Source organism: Bacillus horti, assembly GCF_030813115.1.
Classification (GTDB): Bacteria; Bacillota; Bacilli; order Caldalkalibacillales; family JCM-10596; genus Bacillus_CH; species Bacillus_CH horti.
Genome location: NZ_JAUSTY010000016.1, coordinates 38,300 through 58,877, shown reverse-complemented (window position 1 = coordinate 58,877; position 20,578 = coordinate 38,300). Strand labels below are relative to the sequence as shown.

Below are 20,578 nucleotides of genomic sequence, written 5' to 3'. Positions count from 1 at the left end.
AGAGATAGCATGTCTCACAAGGGGAAATGGGGACTAATAGTATTTGTTGCCTTGTGCACCCTATTAATAGGCTGTATAAAAAATTCAAATGAGGAAAGCCTTGATGAAAATGTTTCTACCAATGCCATGTACTTAGGAAAGGATTCAGCAGTTGACGTAGCTCCCTCTAATTCTGAAGAATCGCTCTCACCTGGTTCTGCTTCAGATGATTCTAAAAAAATTAGGATTGGTTTTTCTATGGACACGCTAGAGGAGGAACGATGGCTTAAGGATCGTGATTTATTTAAAAAGGCGGTAGAGCAACTCGGGGCAGAAGTTGAGATATTAGCGGCAAACGGAGATGAAGCACTTCAGGTTGTCCAGGCTGAAACGTTAATAAATAGAGGAGTCGATGTTCTAGTCATAGTTCCTTACAATGCAGAATCTGCAGCAACTATTGTGACAAAGGCCCAGCTCGCAGGGATCAAGGTCATTTCCTATGATCGATTGATTAAAAATGCAGATATCGATTTGTATGTTTCATTTGATAATGAGCGGGTAGGGGAGCTGCAGGCCGAAGCCATGATTAGGCTAGTTCCTGAAGGGAAGTATGTGTATATAGGTGGAGCAGAAACAGATTATAATGCACATCTGCTTAAAAAAGGAGTATTTAACGTGCTCCAGCCTCTTATAGATCAAGGAGACATTCACATCGTTTATGATCAATGGACAACGAACTGGCTTCCAAGTAATGCTTTTTTAAACATGCAAGAAGCCCTGAAGGCAAATAATAACCAAATCGATGCGGTGATTGCTGCTAATGATGCAACAGCTGGTATGGCCTTGAAAGCGTTGGAGGAAGCAGGGCTTGCTGGTCAAATCCCGGTTGCTGGGCAGGATGCTGAGTTAGCTGCCGTTCAAAGAATAGTCCAAGGGATACAGACTATGACTGTCTACAAGCCCATTGGCAGCCTAGCTGAAGAGGTTGCTTCTCTTTCTGTAAGTCTAGCCAAAGGAGAGGTTTTGGACATTGAAAGAAAATTAAATAACGGTAAAGTTATGGTTCCATCTGTCCTTCTTTCACCTGTCTCTGTTAATAGATCTAATCTAGATGAAACGATCCTTGCCGATGGCTTCCACAGTGAGGAGGATATTTACAGTGGAGGAAGGTAACGTCTTACTAAATAACTGCAAAAATACATTTAGTTGTAGCCTTTTTGGGTTTCAAAAGGTAATTAAGTGCAAAAATACACTAAAAATCCTCTTTAATAATAAAATATCCGTGGAATTCCAATTACTAAGTGTATAGATGCAGTTATTTACTGAAATTTCTTACTTAAAAGCTAAAATAAGTGTATATTAGCACTAAATTTTACGAGTAATCTTTATAAGCTTTGAATAGGAGAAGGCATCTAGCCATCAAAGATCTACGGCTTTAGACTTTAGAAATCTGGCTTCTGATGGCACCTTTGATGGCTAGAGTGGTTATAAAAACATATCCATGTGAGTTTTTCGAGCTTATGATCTTAACCTATATTGAGTTTCAAATTGAGATTAGGATTCAAAAATAGTTTTGTATTAAGAACTAGAAATAAATACTAATTAACGATTCAAAATAGTTTATATTAAGAATACATCAAGTAAAAAACGATTATAAAAACAAGTAATAAATCTAGTGTAAAATAAGTTTCATATCAAGATTTCTGAGGCATCCAAATCCGATAGTTTCCACTTAGTGCTAGCATAGCAAATAGATAAAGGCAATTATCATAGTAGCGTCGTTCTCCTTGGCGAACAGGAGTCTGCCAGAAAAGGTCCACATGGGCTTTAGCTATAGGGCCGGTTGCAGCCAATGAAGCCATTGCGTTTGTGGCAATTAAGCCTACAGGATGAAGGGATTTTTTTTCAAAGGGGTCACCTTCAATTGTATAGCGACGATAATCCAGTGGATCCTTATCAGCAAAAAAGGCTTGAATTCGGTTTGCCTCCGTAACCTGCCATTCGTCCTTCTTAAACCATTCATAATCCAGCCCTATATTAGCAGCTACTCTGTAGGAATCGCTATAAAAGTGGCCAAATCCATTTACATGATTAGGGCTACCATCATAAAAAGCATACTCAGGAGCTAGGCCAGTTACGGGATGACAGGCTTTCTGTAAATACCGTCTACTAGCGTGAGCAGCCTCCTGCCAAAATGAACGATCCTCAGGATACGACCAAAGGCTGAAAAGCTCGTAAAAATGTGGAAGATGATAGGACGGATCAGTAAAGCTACAGTTTGGTACGAACTTAATTAGCTTGTTCTCTTTTTCCCACATCGGCTGTCCAATGCTGTCTTCTCCTTTATGGAGGCAGGTTCTCAGTAGCTCTTTGGCTTCATGCGAATAGACATAAGGCTCATGTTCTCCATCGCCCCAACGATGGGAGGCGAAAAACAACGCTAAAGCAAAATATTCTTCTCCATCAGGTGCAGGTCCATCATAATTTCTTGTACCGTCGGGAGCACATGACCAAGAAAAATAACCTGCATTTTCCCCAAAAGTAACATACATATGCTCCCTAGCCCATGTCCATAATCGGTCAAACTCTTCCTTTTTATTAAGTTGAACAGCCATCATCATTCCGTAGGACATTCCCTCTGTACGTACATCCAGATTTCCTGTATCCAAAATATATGCTTTATTTTCCCCGACTGGATAATAAAAGGTTGTTTTCTGATCACCATAGAAAATATCCTTCCATGTCTTCTGAACTCGATCATTGATATCATCCTCAGAGTAGCCGTGCTCTTTGAATACGTTACGGTATCTACCGGTATAGAAAGCTCCTTGTTTTTGACTAGTCATGTTCAATCCTCCAAATTAGAAGTATGGCTACATAAGTCTAGCTATATGAAGTCATTTGGCTATCATCTAGGTCAATGTAAGGCTGTGCTTCTTCATAAACAGGAATGAATTCAATGAGACTTACCTCATTTTTGGACAATGTAAGAGTTAAGCTGAGTGTTTCATTTTCTGTCGTTTTCCTAAGGGTTCTAACGTGAGGCTCTGCAACCTGCCGTAGCATTTGAATCTGCTGCTGGCTTGGAAAACGTGGCCTGCCCAACTCCTTCCAAACTCGCCAGGGGTTCGCATGTATTTCATCAATCGTATCTCTTTTTATAAATACATCCCTGAATTCTAAGGGGAGGGTTATGGTAACCTCTTTATTGAAGTCATCTCCTTTTTCTATGACAAGATTCCAAATGACTAGAGCAATGGAGCCATCAGGCTTACGTGTTACAATTATATTTTCATCGCGATATAGGAGTTCTTCACCTAAAGAATTAAAGAAACGGAACAGGTGAAAAGTAGGCTTCAAGATTCCATTTAAAGCGATCAGTCCGAACCCTCCATGAAACTGTGCCTTTGGGACGTCTAGCTCCTCAAAAACATCACTGAATGTCCAGTAGGAGAGGGAATCAACGTAATCACTGGCTTCACTTAATGTTCTAGCTAGATAGGCTGCATTTAATGTAGTGTCATGGATGGGGTTTATTGGACTATAGGACGTATTATATTCCGTTATATGAAAAGGAAGGTCGGGGAAGGGAGAGGCTTGAATCATTTCCCTAACCTGTTTAAACTCCTCTAGCATACTCGTGTTATTATTCAGCTCTTGATAAACTAATTCAGGTGTAGTCTTGTGCGGTTTAGCTGAAGTATAGGCGTGTCGGGTGACAAAATCTACGGGAGCGCTTTCATTTTTGCAAAACAATAGGAAATCGGTAATCCAATGATCAGACCCACCACATATCGCTGGACCACCAACTTGTATACTAGGATGCACTTCTTTAATCGCCTGTGCAGTCACTAGATACAATTTAAAATATTCCGCTTGATCGGCGTCCTGCCAAAAATTGATCAGATTGGGCTCGTTCCAAATTTCAAAAGGCCATCTTAAGACTTCCTCTTCTCCGTAGCGTGCAATAAAATGAGTGACAATAGCCTGAACTAAGTCCTTCCATTTGCTATAATCCTTTGGCGGAGTGACATTTCCCTTCCAATAGAAAATCGTTTGCTCTCCAGAAGCTAGCAGCTTAGGCATAAACCCAATCTCTACAAATGGTCGGATTCCTAGCTCTAAATAGGAATCAAAGATTCTATCAATGTATGTAAAGTTATAGAAGGGCTTTGCATGACCATCAGCTGTTTCAAACTCTCGATAGATACCAACATCATCATGTAAAAGTCCATGCCCTCTTATATAGGAAAAGCCTATCTGTTCTTGAAGCAGACGCAAATGATCCTGATACTCTTTTTGCAGTGCAAGACCTAGTCTCCCTGTACCTATACACACCTTCCAATTCTTTCGGTACTTCCCTTGAGCTTGCTTTCCAACTATAATTGTTTCCATCAAACTCCTCCCCAAATTTTTTTTCATTATAGCTCAAATCAAACTTCCCTAAAATCAAGAAAAGTAAAGGACCTACTATAAAAAATAAAGAAATTGTGACAGAGCGTGTAAAAATGCTAAACATGCTTAGATCTTTTAGACAGAAACTATAGTTTATGGTCTTTAATTCCAAGGACGTTGCGTGTATGATGAAAAGGGAAGGAATGAGTCTGATAGTCCTACCAAACTTAACATAGGGGCTGAAGGTCACCATGTATAAAAAGTTAAGTTATGTTCTTTTGCTAGGAATACTAATCCTTTTACTAGCTTCCTGCGGAGGAAGAAACGGTAAAGCGGAGCAAATAGATATCATGTTTTTGAGCGAGATTCCTGCACAGCTTGAAAGGGCCATGCAGGAAAAAATGATACAACGATCTACACAAGTACTTGGGAACGAATTTGAAAAGGAGATCAAGGTTCAAATGTATCCCGTTTCCTTTGAGAAAGTAACGATTGAAATTATGGCGGGTGATACGGATATGTACATTGTAGATCAATCCCTATTACCGATCGTTCTTGATCCTTACGGCCTAGCTCCACTTAATTCCCTTCTTCAAGCGGAACATAGTGAACTGGACCAGCAAGCTGTAGAAGATGTATTAGATGAGGGACTAGAGCCATTTATCTTGATTGATGAAGACACAGGCGAACGTAACCTATACGCTATTCCAATTCATCAGGATTCATGGCTGATACAGGAGTTCGGCATTGAACCAACGGAAGCACTGGCTGCCGTAGTCATTCAGCGGAGTCAACATATTGATGAGGTCATACGTATTCTAGGAGCAATTAAATAATAATAGATAGGTGAAAAGGGGTTTAGTTGATGGCAAGTGGCTTTTATCGCATATGTGAATGGATTATGAGAATGGCATATATTAATATACTTTGGTTGCTTTTTACAGTGGCGGGTCTTGGTGTATTCGGCTTTATGCCGGCTACGATTGGTTTATTTACCGTTGTGCGCAAATGGCTAATGGGAGAGACGGAGGTCCCTATTTTTCGAACGTTTCTAGATTGTTTTAAACAAGAGTTTATGACAGCAAATAAATTTGCTCTAGTGTTTATTGTCGTAGGTTTTGTTTTGTATGTAGACTTTCTCTTTTTAGCTAGTGTGGAAGGCATAATCCATACTATTTTGCTTGTCGGCCTTTTCGTGGCAGGTATGATTTATTCTGTAACTCTTTGTTACATTATCCCTGTGTACGTACATTACAGGCTGCCTTTCCTTCAATATTTTAAAAGTGCCTTTATTATAGGTGTGGTGAATCCAGTGCTAACGATCACGATGTTTGTAGCACTTATATTATTCGTCCTTCTATTTCTCTGGATACCAGGTCTCATTCCGTTCTTCAGTGTATCTGCGGTAGGGCTTGTTTTGATGCATGTAGGTCTATTAGCTATAAAAAATATTGAGAGTAAAAAGGAAAAAATGAAGGAACAAAACATAAATTAAGCGAATGTTTGTAAGGATCTAAGCGTAATGACAGATGAGATAAAAAACAACAAAACATCTATAGTTTATGGGGTAACACGTTTATAACTTTGGGTTTTAAAGCTAGAAAAAGTCCGTATACTTAGTTTAATAGAGGTCTGTACGGGGCACATAATCATTTTCTTCTTTTCTGAAAACGCTTGCAAAATAAGCTAGGGAAGGTGTTTCCTATGAATAAAGTGCTTTTAGTGGATGATGAAAAATTTGTGCGGATGGGATTACGCAGCTTAATTGATTGGGAGAAATGCGGCTATGAGGTATGCGGGGAAGCTACGAATGGAGAGGAAGCGATTCATTTTATCAAGCAAGCTGCTCCTGATCTAGTAATCACAGATATTAAGATGCCAGTGGTAGACGGATTAGAGCTTATTCGAGAAATAAAAGAAAATTTGGAGCTGCAAACGAATTTTATCATTGTAAGTGGTCATAATGATTTTGCCTATGCCCAAAAGGCTGTACGGTACGGTGTGTTAGACTACATTTTAAAGCCTATCGATAAGGATGAGCTGCAAAAGAGTTTATCAAAGCTTACGATAAAGCGACACAAGCAAAAAGTACGCTTCGGTACACAAGTGGAGCAGCCGCAGAAGGAGGTATTTACAGAGCATTTGTTTAAGGAAATCGTTCTAGATACGTTAGATGATAAGCAGATGGACGATTGGGAAAAAATCCTTGATCTTAAGCAATGCTCTGAGCTGTACTATGTGCTTATTGAGCTTAATGACGTTTTACCTGATCAGCAAAATATAGAGCTGAAAAAGAACCACATAGGGAAGAAACAAATCTGTCCAATTTTAAAAAAACTTCTATCTCCTCACACTATTTTTGCCTTACATGAGCTTTCAGACCATGCCTTTGGTTTACTTATCACTTCAAAGCATTTATCAGCGTACCATGGGAGGATCGAGTCACTATCTACTAGAATTGTCCAGAGAATGGATGAAGACCTAAAGCAAAAATGCACGGTATATGTAGGAAAGCCAGTACAAAGCTTATCAGTTTGGAAGGAATCTATTGAATCTGTAAATCGAATTAGAGATTACAAATACATCGATACGTCGAATACTCTGCTATATACAGAGGTCAACCAGCATTCTGTTATTTATAATGAGCTAGACCATAGATTAACTATGGGTCTGATGGAGCAGATTGAAGAAAACAATGCCGCTGAGATTAAGAGCATGATCGAGCAAATATTTATTGAATTTCAGCAAAAGAGCTTCGCTCCTAAATCTATTAAAACATCTATTAATCGCTGTATACATGGATTGATAAAAACAGTACGCAGTATGGATGGAGAAGAAATGCTGTTTAAAACTAAAGCTGTTATGCTGCAATGGGAAGGCTATAATGTTACAGCCTTGACACTAAAGCATCTGTTTACAAACTTTGCTCTTGAGGTAGCAGAGGTTATTCAGGAGCTGCGTAAGGAAAAGCTTAAGGGAGACATCCATAAAATTAAAAAATATGTAGAAATGAATTATCATCACAATATTAGCTTAAAGAAAATTGCTCAAACTTTTTATATGAATCCAGTATATATGGGGCAGTTATTCAAAAAGACGTACGGCATGTATTTTAAGGAGTTCCTATTAAACCTTCGGATAGATCAAGCAAAGAAGCTCCTGCGGCAAACCAATAAAAGGGTTTATGAGATTGCTAAGGAAGTGGGCTTTGGAAGTACTGATTATTTTGTCACTCAGTTTGAGAAAATAAATCAAACTACCCCTACCGAGTATAGAAATCAGCTTTTGCAAAAAAGCAAGGAGTAGGGTTAAGGAGCTATGTTGGACGTTAGATTGGGCTTTAATCATGTTAAATTGAGAAATAAGCTGATCATCTTGTATGTTCTCTCTGTTTTTTTGCCTATTGTTTTAACGAATATTATCTTCTATCACATGACTACAAGCGATATTAAGCAGCAAAAGATTAATGATGTTTCTTTAATCTTGGATCAGATCTCAAATGATTTTCTTCACGTGGTTGGGAATGCCATTGAGGTGTCTACCACTTTTTATACTGATAGCTTGCTTTATGATTTTTTTGATACCGAATATGAAAGCAGTATTGAATATGTGGAAGCGTATAATCTTCATTTACGCACACTAAATCGTTACCGAACACTTAATCCAGCGATTCAGTCGATAGCGTTTTATACAGACAATTCGAGCATGATTTTTTCTGGAGGCGTACATCCTATTACGGATTCAGTGCAGCAAACAGCTTGGTACCAGGAGCTTAGTAAAGTGTCACATCCATTCGTAATTCGTACATCCACGGGTGGGATGAGAGGTGTTTTGAGTGTTGTGTGGGAGCTTGATTTTTTCCATTCCTATCAAAGTCACCAGAAAATCTTGAAAATAGATTTTAACCCAGATATGCTAGAGCAAATCTTTGAAAACGTAACGTTCCAAGGGAATGTATATTTGATTAATGGACAAGGACATGTCGAGTATACGACCGACCAGAGTGTGGATTGGGAAAGAGAAGTTACCCCCATGTCAGATATTACGCTTGCTGAGGATACTTTGTTAGTAGAGGATAAGCATTTAGCTCAAAACTATTTAAAGGATTGGAAGATTAAAGGTGTCATAACGGAGTCAGAGATTCTAGATGAGCTTCATGGGTCAAGAAGATTTATGGTCTTACTAACCAGCTTGAATTTCCTTATTCCAACTCTTATTATAGTCTGGATTTCTAGGTCACTCACGAGCCGCTTGTCTCGAATTGTTGAGTATATGCGAAGGATGAAAAAGCAGAGCTTTGAGAGTATTCCCTACCATGGAGACAAAGATGAGATTGGTGAACTCACACAGGAATTTAATCGTATGTCACAAACGATTCATCGGCTTATTAATGAGGTGTATATCGCTAACATTCAAAAAAAGGAGCTAGATTTGCAAAAGAAACAAGCACAGCTGAGTGCCTTAAAGAGTCAGATTAAACCGCACTTCTTATTTAATGCGTTAGAGACTATTCGGATGCGCAGTCTAATTAAGGATGAGCATGAAACAGCTAAAATTATTCATAATATGGCTAAAATCTTCCGCAACTCTATCTCTTGGGATAAGGATTGGGTGACTGTCCAAGAGGAGCTTCATTTGATTGAGTGCTTCCTGGAGATTCAACAATATCGCTTTGATGATAAGCTTAGCTATGAAATGATTGTGGATGAAGAGGCGTACTCGTTTATGATCCCTAATATGACCTTCTTGCCTTTCATTGAAAACGCGAGTATACATGGGATCGAGCCTTTAAAAGGAAATGGGAAGATTCAAATACAAGTAGAATTAAAAGAAGGGGAGCTGTTATTTATATTAAAGGATAACGGCGTTGGGATGACTAATGAAAGGCTCGAGGAGCTTCTCCACAACCTATACAACGATGAATCTATGGGTGATCATATAGGGATACAAAATGTGTATTATCGTTTGAAGCTCTATTATCAGAATGATTTTGATCTAAGGATTGATAGTAATGAAAATGGGACGACTATACATATTCGTCTACCTAGGCAGCAAAGAAAAGGGTTAGACAGAAGATCGAATTAGGGGATCAATTAGTAAAGAGGAGCCTTTTATACCACTAGGTGAGTGGAACGAAAGGCTCCTTTGAAGTCAGCTTTAATGATCTGAGCAATTTTAGCTGGAGGACAAGCTGAAAATAATATCTGAAAATTAAATCTATAATTTTCTAAGTTGAAGCTATAGTTTAATGGGTAACCAAAGATTCGTATAGGGGCTATAATGAAAGTGCTTTCATGAATGATGAATTGAAAGTGCTTACAGGGAAAATGGATGTAATAAATAAAGAGAGGGGATGTCACTTTGTTTAAAAGAAAAACGATGTTTTTCATTCTATCACTTGTTTTTATGTTAGTGCTTGTGGGCTGCTCAAGTGATGAAAGCAGTACACAGGAGGAGACGGTACGTGAAACTGAAACAGATGAGAGTGAGGGAAATGAAGCTAGTGAGTATGATACTTCACCAGTAACCTATACCTTCTTTAATGCACAAACACCTGGAAAGGATATTGATACGAACCAAACGAGGATTGGAAAGTTATTTGAGGAGCAAACGGGTGTTAACTTTCGAGTGGAACATATCGTTGGTGATGTGAACACGAGAATTGGAACAATGGTAGCTAGTGGACAGTATCCAGATATGATCAGCCCTGATGTAGCTATTGATATTCTTCTAGATGCTGGTGCATTTATCCCCCTCGATGATCTACTAGAAGAATACGGTCCAAACATCTTAGAGGCCTATGGACCTTATCTGGATTTAATGAGGCAGGAGGATGGAAAGATCTATTACATTCCTTTTGGAGCCACACATGACTATATTCCAAACCCTAACATTGATCAAGGGGCGTTCTGGATACAGCGTAGTGTACTTAAGGAGTTCGGTTATCCTGAAATTACGACATTTGAAGAGTACTTTGACCTGATTGAGGAGTATCACGCCTTGTATCCTCAACGTGACGGAAGCAACACTATCGGTTTTACAGCTTTAACGTATGATTGGAGATTCTTTGCTCTAGCAAATCCACCTATGCATTTAGCAGGCTATCCGAATGATGGGGATGTCATTGTCGATATGGATACGTTTGAAGCGAAAGTATACGCCAATTCAGAGTATACCAAGCGATACTTGCAGAAGCTCAATGAGTTAAATAGTAAAGGATTGTTCGATCGTGAGGCGTTCGTAGCGAACTATGATGAATACTTAGCCAAGCTTACATCTGGTCGTGTCCTAGGCTTCTTCGATTACGGCTGGCAGGTCAACCAAGCCTTCGACAACCTTTTGTTAGCGGGGAATGATGATCATCGCTACATGGCCCTTCCAATCGTGTTTGAAGAAACGGAAAAGGATCAGTATTTGGATCCACCAGCGTTTATAAGTAATCGTGGAGTCGGAATTACGGTAAGTGCCGATAACCCTGAACGTATTATTCAATACTTTGACAATATGATCAAGGAAGAGAATCAACGTCTTATTATGTGGGGCTTTGAAGGTGAGCATTATGAGGTTGGGGATGATGGACGTTTCTATCGGACGAATGATCAAATCGCTTTACTTGAAGATCGCAGTGTCAAAGAAGATCTGGGAATGTGGTATTTCGAATGGAATTGGCCACGTCTTAACGGACAATTCTCAGACGGAAACGCTGTGGAGCCTAGAAGACAGGCTGAGGTCGCTAGAGCGGCATATAGAGAAGGAGATTTAGATATCCTTGGGATGTATGGGCTTGATGTGTTTGCTGATTTGTTTGCTGAACCAGATGAGCGTCCTTGGTTCCCTGCCTGGAGTGCCAATATTGAGCAAGGCTCAGCTGCTCAGATCTTTGAGCAACGTAGTGATGATTTGAAGAAGAGACATTTTCCGCGGATTGTACTTGCTTCACCAGCCGATTTTGAACAGGAGTGGGAGGCTTTTGTAACAGAATACAATAAGCTAGACATTGAAGCGTTTGAGAGCTTAATGACAGACGTGGTTAAACAGAGGATTGATCAAGCTTCTGGACAATAAAGCTAGATAAAGATGGGACGTGACTAATGATGTAGCTGCTCACGTCCTCTTTTTTCAAACATTTCTATGTCAAGCTGGATAGGAGGAGAGGTGGAATGTCCAATCAGACACCTTCAACACTAACACCAAAAACAATAAAACCAATACCCTTGCAGTCTATACCTCCACAGAGGCCAAAGGGCTTTAAGCTTTTCCTTAAAAGACTGTCGGAGCAAAAAATGCTGCTATTGATGAGTGTCCCATTTCTTATCTGGTTGTTTGTGTTTAAGTATGTACCTCTATATGGTTGGTCCATGGCGTTTCAGGACTTTCGTCCAGCACGCCCTATTTTAGAGCAGGAATGGGCCGGACTTGAGCATTTTAGATTTTTATTTACTGATCCCTCCTTTTATCGGGTGCTACGAAACACTCTGGGGATGAGTATGATTAATTTAGTATTAGGCTTTGTTACAGCGATTGGTTTAGCGCTGTTAATTAATGAAATACGGAAGCTTCGTTTTAAAAAGATCGTCCAGACGATCAGCTACATGCCTCATTTTCTCTCTTGGGTGGTTGCAGCAAGTATTGTTTCTTATGCCCTTTCCTTGGAGAACGGTATCGTAAATGTTCTTCTCGTCAACTTAGGTCTGATTAAAGAGCCTATTGTCTGGCTAGGAATAGGAGAATATTTCTGGGGGATTATAGGCGTTTCAGACGTTTGGAAAAATGTTGGCTGGAATACAATTATTTATTTAGCTGCCATCGCTATGATTGATTCTGAGCAATATAAAGCGGCTGAAATTGATGGGGCTTCAAGACTGCAGCGAATTTGGTATATTACGTTACCAGGAATGAGACCAGTTATTGTCATCCTGTTAATCATGAACATGGGTTACATTCTGGAATCTGGCTTTGAGGCTCAATATCTTCTTATGAATCCTATGAATATGGATTACGCAGAAAACCTGGATATATTCGTATTGAGATATGGGATTTCGATGGGGAACTTTTCTCTCGCTACAGCAGCTGGAATTTTTAAGACTGTAGTTAGCTTTATCTTTCTATTCGCTGCCAACTCAATAGCTAAGCGATTAGGTCAAGCCAGATTATTCTAAGGAGGGAGAGCATGAAGCTAAGCCCAAATCTACTAGGACGCTTCGGAAGGCGGAAATCATGGGATGATGTTATCTTCGATACGATTAATACTCTGTTTATGATCTTCCTTTGTACGGTGATGCTTTACCCGCTGTTAAATACACTTGCTATATCTCTTAATGACGCTAATGACTCGATTAGAGGCGGAATTGGGCTTATCCCAAGAGAGTTTACGTGGTACAACTATCAGCATGTATTTGGTGAGGCAGCTATCCTACAAGCTGGATTGATTTCTATATTAAGGACCGTTATTGGAACAGCACTCTCTGTGTTTTGTACAGCAATGGTGGCTTATACAATTAGCAGGCAATATTTTGTTCTGCGTAGGTTTATGACAATTGCCTTTGTGTTAACGATGTACTTTAATGGTGGCTTGATACCGACTTATTTATTAATGCGTGAATTAAACTTAATCGGGACATTTTGGATCTATGTAATTCCCGGGATTATAGGAGTTTTTAATCTAATTGTAATACGCTCCTTTATTGATGGGTTACCAGAGAGTATTTTTGAATCAGCACGAATTGATGGGGCTGGTGAGTGGACGATGTTTTTTAAAATTGCCCTTCCCTTAAGTCTACCCGTTATTGCTACGGTATCTCTCTTTGTGGCTGTATTTCAATGGAATTCATGGTTTGATGTGTTTCTTTATAACTCTGCTCAACCACATTTAAGTACGCTGCAATATGAACTGATGAAAATTCTACAAAATTCCAACGCTTCGTTGACTGCAAGGTCAGCAGCAGATGTGTTTGCCTCTGGCCAGGGCGGAGGAGCTAATATCGTTACACCAACATCAATACGGGCAGCTATGACAATTGTGGTGAGCGTTCCGATTATTATGGTCTATCCTTTTTTACAAAAGTACTTTGTAAAGGGGTTAACCTTAGGTGGAGTCAAAGGATAGTAAGGATAGATGAATATAGAGGAATGAGAAATGGAAGCGGATTGGAAAAAAGAGGGGGTAGAGAAATGCCTAAAAATATGTTTTTTAATGCTCATCATGCTCCTATTGGAGCATTTGCTAGCTTTACCTTGGGATTCCCTGGCGCAGGTGGTGGGTTTGATTTAGAGCTAGGGAGGTCTCCAAAGCAGAATGTGTATATTGGGTTGGAGAGTAAGGAGAAGGGGGTGTATCAAACTCTACCTTTTTATCATGGAGTACAGGGCAATGAGGCACAGCGCTTTGATATTGAGAATCCTGACCCTGATCCAAATAAACCAGAGATTCTTGTTCCTTTTCCTGACAGCTCAATAATAAGAGAGTTCAATGTAGCCACTGATACATGGAAGGCAGGTGATTTAACCTTCACCATTTATTCACCTGTTCAGAAGATTCCAGATCCACAGGAGGCGGATGAGGAGAAGCTTAAGCTGGCGATTGTACCTGCTGTTTTAGTGGAGATTACAGTAGATAATACAGAGGGGATGGAAGCACGGCGCGGTTTTTTCGGGTATGAGGGCACAGATCCTTATAGCGCTATGAGAAGGCTTGATGATACTTCAGAGCATTTGAGAGGAGTTGGGCAAGGAGGACTTACAGCGATTGCTTCATTAGATACGAATGTGAAATCAGCGCTGCATTTTAGCTTAGAGGATATTCTATTAAATAAGCTTGAAGAAAATTGGACGTTTGGCTTAGGACGGACAGCTGCTATGATTATGGACACTCCAGCTGGAAGCTGTAAAACGTATCGCTTTGCGTTGTGCTTCTTTCGCTCGGAGACGGCAACAGTAGGTCTTAGTACACGCTATCTGTATACGAAATATTTTAGCAGTATTGAACAGGTTGGTGACTTTGCTCTTGAGCATTTTGCTAAATTAAAAGGGCTTTCTGAACGGGCCAATAAGGAGCTCAGTTCTCCAGCTTTATCTGAGGATCAGCATTTTATGCTGGCCCATTCAATACGAAGCTATTACGGTTGTTCTCAGTTGCTAGAACAGGATGGTCAACCTCTATGGGTGATAAATGAGGGAGAATATCGGATGATGAATACGTTTGATCTGACGGTCGATCAGCTCTTCTATGAGATGAAGATGAACCCCTGGACAGTGAAAAATGTGTTAGATTTGTTTGTTACAAGGTACAGCTATACGGATCATGTTCGCTTTCCTGGCGAGGAGAAGGAGTATCCTGGTGGAATTAGCTTTACCCACGATATGGGTGTAGCAAATACGTTTTCTAGAGCGGGTTATTCAGCGTATGAGCTGTATGGAATTTCGGGTTGTTTTTCCCATATGACACAGGAACAGCTTGTGAATTGGGTATTATGTGGTGCTGTATATGTGGAGCAAACAAGGGATGAAGAGTGGCTAGAGAAGCGTATGAGCGTTTTTGAACAGTGTCTTGAGAGTATGGTTAATCGAGATCACCCTAAGCCTGAGCATCGTAATGGAATCATGGGCCTAGATAGTAGCCGAACCATGGGTGGAGCAGAAATCACAACGTATGACAGCTTAGATGTCTCTCTTGGTCAAGCTAGGAACAATATCTATTTGGCGGGAAAGTGCTGGGCTGCTTATGTTGCTTTGGAAAAGCTGTTCAAAAATTATGATCGACCTGAACTGGCGAAGCTTGCAGGTGAGCAGGCTGAAAAATGTGTCCAAACAATCGTATCTCATGTGACAGAGGACGGGTACATTCCGGCTGTTATTGGGGAAGGAAACGATTCAAAGATCATCCCGGCTATCGAAGGATTAATTTTTCCTTATTTTACAAATAACTTGGAGGCTTTGCACCGGGAGGGTAAATTTGGCTCATATATACAGGTGCTTGAAAAGCATCTTCATACTGTTTTACAGGAGAGGGTTTGCTTATTTCCAGATGGAGGCTGGAAAATTTCCTCAACGAGTAACAACTCATGGTTAAGTAAAATCTATTTATCTCAATTTATTGCTCGTCAAATTCTCGGGGTTCCTTGGGATGAAAAAGGAGTAAGAGCGGATGCAGCGCATGTTGCTTGGCTTACACACCCTACTTTATCTGTATGGAGCTGGAGTGATCAGATTATAAGTGGAGAGATTAGTGGGAGCAAGTATTACCCTCGTGGTGTAACAAGTATTTTGTGGCTTGAAGAAGGATGAGGGCTATGAATTTAAGTCGGCATGAGAGGGAGGCTTAAAAGATATGCAGCTTGAGAAATGCTGGGATCAAGGATGGCTTCGCTATCATTTAGTCCAAGATCAGGAGCGCTTAAAGGAATACAATCAGTTGTTTACACAGATTGTCTTGATGAAAGAGGGGAGCGCTGCGGGTTTAGTAGATGAATCCTCTATTTTGAGCTCTGCAGTTAAGGAGCTAGAGCAGGGGATTAAGCAAATGGTGGGGACTAAGCCCTCTATTGATGCAGAGGTTAAGCTAGATGGTTTTATTTGGCTTGCCACCTTTGAACAAATAGAGGCAGCTTTGTCAGATGAACGGATGGCTTCAAGGGCTACTGAATTACAAAATCCTGTGCCCGAACAGGATATAAGGGTATCCATGGATGAAATAGAGGCGCTAAAAAAAAGACAGAAGAGCACAGACGGATATGTGTTAGAAAGCTTTCTATTTCGAGGGAAAAAGGGGTTGCTTTTATTGGCAAACTCTGAGAGTGGATTGCTCTATGCAGCTTTTCATCTGTTAAGGCTAGTTCAAATGGAGCAAAGCTTAGATGGCTTAAAGATTGTAGAGTCACCTAAAAATCAGCTTAGAATGCTGAATCATTGGGATAATATGGACGGTAGTATTGAACGGGGATATGCTGGTCAGTCTATTTTTTTTGAAAGAAATCGGTTTGTAGCGGATAAGGGGCGTATTAAGGATTATGCTAGATTGCTAAGCTCAGTAGGTATTAATGCTATTACTATCAACAATGTGAATGTTCATGCTGTTGAAACAAAGCTGATAACATCCGAATATCTAGCAGAAGTTGGTCAGGTAGCTAGCATATTTCGCCGTTATGGCGTTCAGCTTTTTCTAAGTATCAATTATGCTAGTCCCATTCAGCTTGGGGACTTGGACACAGCTGATCCATTAGATGAGAGGGTAAAGCTATGGTGGAAGGAAAAAATAAAAGAGGTTTATGATGTTATTCCAGATTTCGGAGGTGTTTTAGTTAAAGCGGATTCTGAGCATCGTCCTGGTCCTTTTACCTATAACAGGACACATGCGGATGGGGCTAATATGCTGGCAGAAGCCCTCAGGCCCTACGGTGGAATCGTACTGTGGCGCTGCTTTGTTTACAATTGTATGCAGGATTGGAGGGATCGGAGGACAGATCGAGCGAGAGCCGCTTATGATCATTTTCAGCCACTAGATGGTCAGTTTGCTGATAATGTGGTACTACAAATAAAAAATGGACCAATGGATTTTCAGGTTCGAGAGCCTGTATCTCCTTTATTTGGATCGATGCCAAACACAAATCAGATCCTTGAATTTCAGATCACTCAGGAATATACGGGTCAGCAAAAGCATGTCTGCTATTTACTACCACAGTGGAAGGAAATCCTAGGTTTTGATACGTATGCAAAGGGAAAGGGAACTCTAGTACAAGATATTATGTCCGGAGACACGTATGGGTACAGGTACAGTGGAATTACAGCCGTAGCTAATGTTGGTGCTGATTCCAACTGGACGGGGCATACGCTTGCCCAAGCTAACTTATATGGCTATGGTCGGCTCATATGGAATACGACCTTATCTTCAGAGACTATTGCTGATGAGTGGATTCGTTTAACTCTAACAGCTGATAAATATGCTGTTCAACTGATCAAGCAAATGCTACTAGATTCGTGGAGCATCTATGAACAGTATACTTCTCCACTTGGTGTAGGTTGGATGGTCAATCCAGAGCATCATTATGGTCCAAATGTAGACGGATACGAGTACTCTGTCTGGGGAACGTATCACTATGCTGATCATCAGGGAGTTGGGGTTAACAGAACAAAGAAGAATGGAACTGGTTACACAGAACAGTATCATACCGAAAATGCACAGCTCTTCGAGGCATTAGGTTCCTGTCCTGATGAATTGCTGTTATTTTTCCATCATGTGTCTTACACGCATGTTCTTCACTCGGGTAAAACAGTGATCCAGCATATCTATGATACTCATTTTGAAGGGGCGGAATGTGCTCATCAGCTCTTAGTTCAGTGGTTGACTCTTGAAGACAAGATTGAACCAGTAATCTTCGAACATGTGAAAGGTAGATTGATAGAGCAATCGGAGCACGCGAAAGAATGGTGTGATCGGATCAATTCGTATTTTTATCGAAAATCTGGGATCGCCGATACGCAAAATAGATTAATTTATTGAATGTGGATTGGATAGCCTTTAATAAGTATACTCTTAAATCTAATGTGAAAGAGAAAGGTACTAAAGAAAGCTAGAGTTTGCGTTAAGATAATCTATTATCCTTATGAAATGAGGGGAAACATGGATAACAAGATTACAGTTCATACTGACATTGAGAAAGGGAAGATTAATAAAAATATCTATGGGCATTTTGCTGAGCACTTAGGTCGGTGTATATATGAAGGTATCTGGGTTGGGGAGGAGGCTTCTATTCCCCATATTCAAGGGATACGTCAGGATGTGCTCAAGGCCCTACAAAAGTTAAATATTCCTGTTTTGCGTTGGCCAGGCGGCTGCTTTGCTGATGAATATCACTGGCAGGATGGGGTGGGTCCAAAGGAAGCGAGAAAGAGAATGATTAATACACATTGGGGCGGGGTGGTCGAGAATAATCATTTTGGTACACATGAGTTTATGCTATTATGTGAGCTTCTAGAGGCTGAGCCGTATATATGTGGAAATGTAGGAAGTGGCACAATACAGGAAATGTCTGAGTGGGTTGAGTATATGACTTTGGATGGCGAATCACCAATGGCTAATTGGAGAAAGGAAAATGGTAGAGATAGAGCGTGGAAGCTACCTTATTTCGGAGTAGGGAATGAAAGCTGGGGCTGTGGTGGTAATATGAAAGCCGAGTACTATGCGGATTTGTACCGCAGGTATCAGACCTATGTGCGTAAGTATGGGGAGAATAAGATATATAAAATTGCTGGTGGAGCGAACTCCGTTGATTATCATTGGACTGAAGTATTAATGAGGGAAGCTGTCTCCTACATGGACGGACTGAGCTTACATCATTATACGTCACCAGGCGATTTCTTCAAGGTGAAGGGATCAGCCACTAATTTCTCTGTGGAGGAATGGTATTTTGGTCTACACAAAACATTTTTTATGGATGAATTGATTACACAGCATTCGGCGATTATGGATAAATATGATCCTGAAAAGCGTGTTGGAATGATCATTGACGAATGGGGTAATTGGTATGATGTAGAGCTCGGAACTAATCCTGGATTCCTTTATCAGCAAAATTCAATACGTGATGCGTTAACTGCGGCGCTTCATTTTCACATATTTCATAAGCATTGTACTCGTGTGCAAATGGCGAATATCGCTCAAATGGTGAATGTCTTACAGGCCATGATCCTAACGGATGGTGAAAAGATGATAGTCACCCCTACCTATCATGTATTTGATATGTATCAGGTTCATCAGGACGCCACATATTTATCGGTGGAGTCAGTTGTCGAGAAGATTGAGGAGTTCGAGCTTGAGCTTGAAGCGGTAAGTGTAACAGCGTCGAAAAGTGAAGATGGGCGAATTCATGTTAGTGTTTGTCATCTTCATCACCAGAATGAAACAAAGGTGGATTTAGAGTTTAAAGGGTTACATCAGGATCTTGAAGCGTTAACTGCAACGATCTTATCTGGAGAAAGCTTAGATGCCCATAACACATTTGATCAACCTAATGCTGTTACAGTAAAGGAGTTTGATCAATATATCGTTCACGAGAATTATGTTGAACTGAGTATTCCACCAAGGTCAATAGTTACACTCTGTATAAATTGAAGTATAGCACACCATTTGTTATATCAAACTACACACATATACGATCAAACCATTCATAAAAACATATGGATGGTTTGTTGTATTTGTGGAAGTATTATCTAAATGTGGGGAAGGTTTATGTGGTATAATGTTTATGTATAGACACAAATATAGTAGAGAATGAAAGAAAAGAGAAGGAAAGCTCAGGTGAAGGCTATGAAACGAGAATCTATCTATGTAGAAAGCCTTATTAAAGCAGATATGGATAAGCTTTGGATGTATACACAGCTACCTGAGTATCATGAGAAATGGGATTTAAGGTTTAGTGAGATTCATTATCTCCCTAAGAAGCATGATGAAGATCCTCAACGCTTTTTATACAAAACAAAAATTGGGTTTGGTGCTTCAATAGCAGGTGAAGGAGAAAGCATCAAGGAACTTAAAGGTAAGGAAGGAGAGCGTACGTCTTCGTTGAAATTTTGGAGTGACCAGAAGCTATCTCTTATTTCAGTGGGAAGAGGCTATTGGCAATATAAACCCACGTCTCAGGGCATCCTCTTTAAAACCAAGTATGATTATCAAACTAGATTTGGTATAGGAGGAGGATTCTTCGATTATTTTGTTTTTCGTCCTTTAATGGGCTGGGCAACGGCTTGGAGCTTTGATTGCTTACGTTTATGGCTAGAGCGCGGCTTACCCCCTTTATCGTCAATTCGTCTCACTCTAGTTCACTGGCTGATAAGATTAATTGTGGCTTTTGTTTGGCTCTATCAGGGTCTAATTCCAAAGATTTTGTATCCTGAATTTGGGGAGCTTCAGCTTTTACAACAGGCAGGATTAGGTGGGAGCTATGAGCTTCGAACCTTGTATGCACTTGGTCTTGTAGAGATTGCTTTTGGCTTATTGTTACTGTTTTGGAGTAAACGGTGGATGTATGTTGTTCAGATTGGCGCTTTAGTTCTTCTAACTATAGTTAGCGGAGTAGCTAACGTTGAAGTATGGTTCGCGCCTTTTAACCCTTTAACCTTAAATCTATTACTCTTGGGCTTTTCGGTTATGTATATCTGTATTGATCCCGTTGTGCCAAAGGCTTCAAATTGTAAGAGGAAGGAAAAGAATTAA

Annotated in this window: 14 protein-coding genes; 12 read left to right on the top strand and 2 right to left on the bottom strand. The window is 40.2% G+C overall.

Translation table 11 applies throughout. The features are described from left to right. The first annotated feature begins 9 nt into the window (after window positions 1–9). Window positions 10–1,152, top strand: coding sequence for a sugar ABC transporter substrate-binding protein (locus tag J2S11_RS16615; protein ID WP_307396409.1), 1,143 nt, complete (start codon window positions 10–12; stop codon window positions 1,150–1,152). Window positions 1,153–1,673: 521 nt separating this feature from the next. On the opposite strand, the gene J2S11_RS16610 is transcribed toward J2S11_RS16615, so the two are convergent. Both J2S11_RS16610 and J2S11_RS16605 read right to left on the bottom strand, forming a co-directional pair. Further along, window positions 1,674–2,825 carry a family 8 glycosyl hydrolase gene (locus J2S11_RS16610; protein ID WP_307396407.1) on the bottom strand — a complete coding sequence of 384 codons (1,152 nt, stop codon included), beginning with the start codon at window positions 2,823–2,825 and terminating at the stop codon, window positions 1,674–1,676. 37 nt (window positions 2,826–2,862) lie between these two features. Then, complete coding sequence (locus tag J2S11_RS16605) at window positions 2,863–4,374, bottom strand: GH39 family glycosyl hydrolase (protein ID WP_307396405.1); 1,512 nt, start codon at window positions 4,372–4,374, stop codon at window positions 2,863–2,865. Between the two features lie 251 nt (window positions 4,375–4,625). Between J2S11_RS16605 and J2S11_RS16600 the strand changes: the two genes are divergently transcribed. The 11 genes from J2S11_RS16600 (at window position 4,626) to J2S11_RS16550 (ending at window position 20,578) form a co-directional block, all read left to right on the top strand. After that, entirely contained in the window at window positions 4,626–5,210 is a 585-nt protein-coding gene (locus J2S11_RS16600) for a hypothetical protein (protein WP_307396403.1), read from the top strand. Window positions 5,211–5,239: 29 nt separating this feature from the next. Continuing rightward, window positions 5,240–5,869, top strand: coding sequence for a YesL family protein (locus J2S11_RS16595; RefSeq protein ID WP_307396401.1), 630 nt, complete (start codon window positions 5,240–5,242; stop codon window positions 5,867–5,869). A gap of 209 nt (window positions 5,870–6,078) precedes the next feature. Beyond that, the gene (locus tag J2S11_RS16590) at window positions 6,079–7,680 is read left to right on the top strand and encodes a response regulator transcription factor (protein ID WP_307396399.1); all 1,602 of its coding nucleotides are present in this window, start codon (window positions 6,079–6,081) and stop codon (window positions 7,678–7,680) included. A gap of 12 nt (window positions 7,681–7,692) precedes the next feature. Further along, a complete protein-coding gene (locus tag J2S11_RS16585) occupies window positions 7,693–9,459 on the top strand; it encodes a sensor histidine kinase (protein WP_307396397.1) in 1,767 nt (588 codons plus the stop codon). 276 nt (window positions 9,460–9,735) lie between these two features. After that, window positions 9,736–11,439 carry an ABC transporter substrate-binding protein gene (locus J2S11_RS16580; RefSeq protein ID WP_307396396.1) on the top strand — a complete coding sequence of 568 codons (1,704 nt, stop codon included), beginning with the start codon at window positions 9,736–9,738 and terminating at the stop codon, window positions 11,437–11,439. 95 nt (window positions 11,440–11,534) lie between these two features. Beyond that, window positions 11,535–12,533: an ABC transporter permease gene (locus J2S11_RS16575; RefSeq protein WP_370875554.1), complete on the top strand. Its 999-nt coding sequence runs from the start codon at window positions 11,535–11,537 to the stop codon at window positions 12,531–12,533. Between the two features lie 11 nt (window positions 12,534–12,544). Next, window positions 12,545–13,480 carry a carbohydrate ABC transporter permease gene (locus tag J2S11_RS16570; protein WP_307396394.1) on the top strand — a complete coding sequence of 312 codons (936 nt, stop codon included), beginning with the start codon at window positions 12,545–12,547 and terminating at the stop codon, window positions 13,478–13,480. A 65-nt stretch (window positions 13,481–13,545) separates the two neighbouring features. Next, entirely contained in the window at window positions 13,546–15,657 is a 2,112-nt protein-coding gene (locus J2S11_RS16565; RefSeq protein WP_307396392.1) for a glycoside hydrolase family 52 protein, read from the top strand. 43 nt (window positions 15,658–15,700) lie between these two features. Continuing rightward, window positions 15,701–17,869, top strand: coding sequence for an alpha-glucuronidase family glycosyl hydrolase (locus tag J2S11_RS16560; RefSeq protein ID WP_307396390.1), 2,169 nt, complete (start codon window positions 15,701–15,703; stop codon window positions 17,867–17,869). Between the two features lie 120 nt (window positions 17,870–17,989). Then, window positions 17,990–19,477: an alpha-N-arabinofuranosidase gene (locus J2S11_RS16555; RefSeq protein ID WP_307396388.1), complete on the top strand. Its 1,488-nt coding sequence runs from the start codon at window positions 17,990–17,992 to the stop codon at window positions 19,475–19,477. Between the two features lie 195 nt (window positions 19,478–19,672). After that, a complete protein-coding gene (locus J2S11_RS16550) occupies window positions 19,673–20,578 on the top strand; it encodes a DoxX-like family protein (RefSeq protein ID WP_307396386.1) in 906 nt (301 codons plus the stop codon).

Bases quoted from the DNA above. Each gene is read 5' to 3' on its own strand.
- J2S11_RS16565 (WP_307396392.1), top strand. From the start codon at position 13,546: ATGCCTAAAAATATGTTTTTTAATGCTCATCATGCTCCTATTGGAGCA.
- J2S11_RS16555 (WP_307396388.1), top strand. From the start codon at position 17,990: ATGGATAACAAGATTACAGTTCATACTGACATTGAGAAAGGGAAGATT.
- J2S11_RS16550 (WP_307396386.1), top strand. From the start codon at position 19,673: ATGAAACGAGAATCTATCTATGTAGAAAGCCTTATTAAAGCAGATATG.
- J2S11_RS16590 (WP_307396399.1), top strand. From the start codon at position 6,079: ATGAATAAAGTGCTTTTAGTGGATGATGAAAAATTTGTGCGGATGGGA.
- J2S11_RS16600 (WP_307396403.1), top strand. From the start codon at position 4,626: ATGTATAAAAAGTTAAGTTATGTTCTTTTGCTAGGAATACTAATCCTT.
- J2S11_RS16560 (WP_307396390.1), top strand. From the start codon at position 15,701: ATGCAGCTTGAGAAATGCTGGGATCAAGGATGGCTTCGCTATCATTTA.
- J2S11_RS16575 (WP_370875554.1), top strand. From the start codon at position 11,535: ATGTCCAATCAGACACCTTCAACACTAACACCAAAAACAATAAAACCA.
- J2S11_RS16615 (WP_307396409.1), top strand. From the start codon at position 10: ATGTCTCACAAGGGGAAATGGGGACTAATAGTATTTGTTGCCTTGTGC.
- J2S11_RS16585 (WP_307396397.1), top strand. From the start codon at position 7,693: ATGTTGGACGTTAGATTGGGCTTTAATCATGTTAAATTGAGAAATAAG.
- J2S11_RS16595 (WP_307396401.1), top strand. From the start codon at position 5,240: ATGGCAAGTGGCTTTTATCGCATATGTGAATGGATTATGAGAATGGCA.
- J2S11_RS16570 (WP_307396394.1), top strand. From the start codon at position 12,545: ATGAAGCTAAGCCCAAATCTACTAGGACGCTTCGGAAGGCGGAAATCA.
- J2S11_RS16605 (WP_307396405.1), bottom strand. From the start codon at position 4,374: ATGGAAACAATTATAGTTGGAAAGCAAGCTCAAGGGAAGTACCGAAAG.
- J2S11_RS16610 (WP_307396407.1), bottom strand. From the start codon at position 2,825: ATGACTAGTCAAAAACAAGGAGCTTTCTATACCGGTAGATACCGTAAC.